2 protein-coding genes are annotated in these 2,814 nt (G+C 55.7%); both read left to right on the top strand.

Annotated features, from left to right (window positions below; genetic code table 11):
* The coding region (locus OES20_19100; protein ID MDH3636800.1) for a HAMP domain-containing histidine kinase at nucleotides 1-1,610 on the top strand (1,610 nt) is incomplete at its 5' end.
* Between the two features lie 42 nt (nucleotides 1,611-1,652).
* A partial coding sequence (locus OES20_19095) for a pyridoxal-dependent decarboxylase (protein MDH3636799.1) occupies nucleotides 1,653-2,814 on the top strand: 1,162 nt, incomplete at its 3' end.

Genomic DNA, 2,814 nt, shown 5'->3' with positions numbered 1-2,814 from the left:
ATATCGCGGCGACACCCGCGCTACGCGGTGAAGCCGTGGCCGCAGAGGAAATCGCGCTGCAACGTGCCGATCAACCTGGTCTCACCATGGAGCTCGATAGTGCCGATTCGAGTTTGGCGACGGATGATCGTGTTAACCTGGGTCAGTCTGCATTTGACGAGTTAACCACGCGTAAATTGTCGGAGCCTGCCGAAAGTCGTGCGCCTGTCGACCAGGTCAAGGACCTGAAACTCGAAGACAGCTATCAGGTCGCGGCCGGTGTCGAACCGGAAACGAAACGGCTACAGGTACAACAACAGTCCGAAGCCAAGCGTTCGCGCAAGGAAAAGGTAAACCTGCCGCAGGCGGTGCTCGAGCAGGCGCCAATCCTGGCAAAAAGATCCGCGGAAGATGCGGAAGTGGCTGCAACCGAACCGGTCATGAATCAGCAGGCGATTCGGATTCAGACTTTCGAAAGTGAAGTCGAGCCGATGGAATTTGCATTGCTCGATAGCGGGCATTTCGTCCTGTTTCGACGTGTCTGGCACGACAATGAACGTTACGTGCAGGGAATACTGATCGATCAGTCCGACTTCATTGATCGGTTGATCGCACCCGCCTTTCGTGAATCGAGCCTGTCATCAATGAGCAAGCTGATCGTTGCTTACCGCGGTTCGATCCTGCAAAACTTCGCCGCCGAATACAGCCGCTTGTACCAACCCAGTGCCGAGCAGGCGAGTAACGAGTTGCTGTACCAGAGCCGTTTGATCGCGCCGTTCGGTGATATCGAGCTGATTTATACCCTGGCGCGTTTACCGATCGGCGCGGGCGGTCAGGTTATCATCTGGTCGGCCCTGGTGATCACGATTGTGCTGGTTGGAGGCTGCCTTATGCTGTTGCGCCTGGGCCAGCGACAACTCGCGCTGGCACGACAGCAACAGGATTTTGTTTCCGCGGTCAGCCACGAACTTAAAACCCCGCTTACGTCGATCCGCATGTATGGAGAGATGCTACGCGAGGGTTGGGCCGACGAGACCAAGCGCAAATCCTATTATGATTTTATCTTCTACGAGGCCGAGCGACTCACGCGCCTGATCAATAACGTGCTGCAGCTGGCGCGCATGTCACGCAATGAGCAGGGGGGTAGTCTCAATAGCATGACCGTCGGCGAGGCGATGGCCGAACTCAGACCCCGGCTTGAATCACAACTCGAGCCTTCCGGGTTTGAGCTATTAATCCATGGTGAGACCGAGGTCGAAGCCGCCCGAATTGAAATCGATATCGACTGGTTCATCCAGATCTTCATCAACCTGGTGGATAACGCGGTCAAGTTTTCTGCGAATGGTGCGCAGAAGAAAATTGATATTCGATATCAGCAGATGCAGGACGGCAAGCTCCAGTTTTCGGTGCGCGATTACGGTCCCGGTATCGATCCGGACCAGATGAAGAAGATTTTCAAACTGTTTTATCGCTCCGAGAACGAGCTCACGCGCGAAACCGTCGGTACCGGTATCGGGCTTGCGCTGGTGCATCAACTCGCAACTGCAATGTGCGCCGAGGTTGACGTCGTTAATTGTGATCCCGGGGCGGAATTTCGTTTGCGGATTGCGTCGCTTGCCGCGAGCGGATAATGTTAGTGCGGGAACAAATCTATCAGTGCCAGAGAAATATATATGTCAAAGGACAAGGCCGAGGTCGGTAACCTGCAGGACCTGTTATCGAGAGTCGGTGCGGGGCTCGATGAGTATTTAAAGTTTGAAAATCCCGATGCGGTCGCGCGTCAGGATCACTGGAAGGCTGTCCTCAACATACCGTTACCAGAGCATGGCGTCGGCATCGATGCTGTGATCCGGGAGCTTGTTGAAAGTATTATTCCTAATGGTTCACAAATAGCCAGGCCGGGTTATGTGGGAACTATCACCACCGGGGGTACCAGCGCTGCAACCCTGGCGTCGGCCGCTGCCAGTATTGCCTCGCCGCAACGCTATACAAACACGGCGTTTAACCTGATTGAAGAGTTGTCGCTTGACTGGCTCGCGCAGATGTGTGGCCTTGGCAAGATGCAAGGTGTTTATAGCAGCGGTGGCTCGGTCGCAAACCTGGTTGGGCTCGGTGGCGCGCGGCAATCCGCGTTTGAGAAAACAGGTCATGACCCGGCGCGCGATGGTGTCAACCGCGCGGTCAGCGTTTACGCGAGTAGCGAATGTCACCACACGATACAGCGAGCCGGTGGCGTTCTCGGAATCGGGCGGCGGGCGATAAAACCGATTGCCTGTGACGATCAGGGCCGTATGCGCGTCAATGCACTGCGAGCCTCCATAGAACAGGATATTCGCGACGATATCCTGCCAATGGCGATTGTCGCCAATGCGGGTACCACTAATACGGGCGCCATCGACCCGCTCAGCGCGATAAGTGAACTCGCACGGGAGCGTGGTATCTGGTTGCACGTGGACGGGGCTTACGGGTTGCCGGGTATCCTGGATGAACGTTTGCGCCATCTTTACGAAGGCCTCGAGCTGGTCGATTCAGTCATCGTCGATCCGCATAAATGGCTGGGTGCATCGGTCGGGGTTGCAGCGACATTTGTACATGATCGCGATCTGCTGGAACGCGCTTTCACCCAGGAACCGGCCGATTACCTGGAGGGTTCGACGATTGATGATTTCGATACGGCGAATGCCCAAGTCGAACATTCGTTGGACAATTTCGGGATTCCTTATTACAACTATGGCGTCGAGTTGAGTGCACCCTGCCGGGGTATCGTCGTCTGGGCCCTGATCAGGGAGATTGGTGTCGAAGGAATGCGCGAGCGAATCGTGCGCCACATTGACA

The organism is Gammaproteobacteria bacterium (genome assembly GCA_029862005.1).
Lineage (GTDB): Bacteria > Pseudomonadota > Gammaproteobacteria.
The sequence above is the reverse complement of the archived record's forward strand: the minus strand, read 5'-3'. Positions and strand labels throughout refer to the sequence as shown.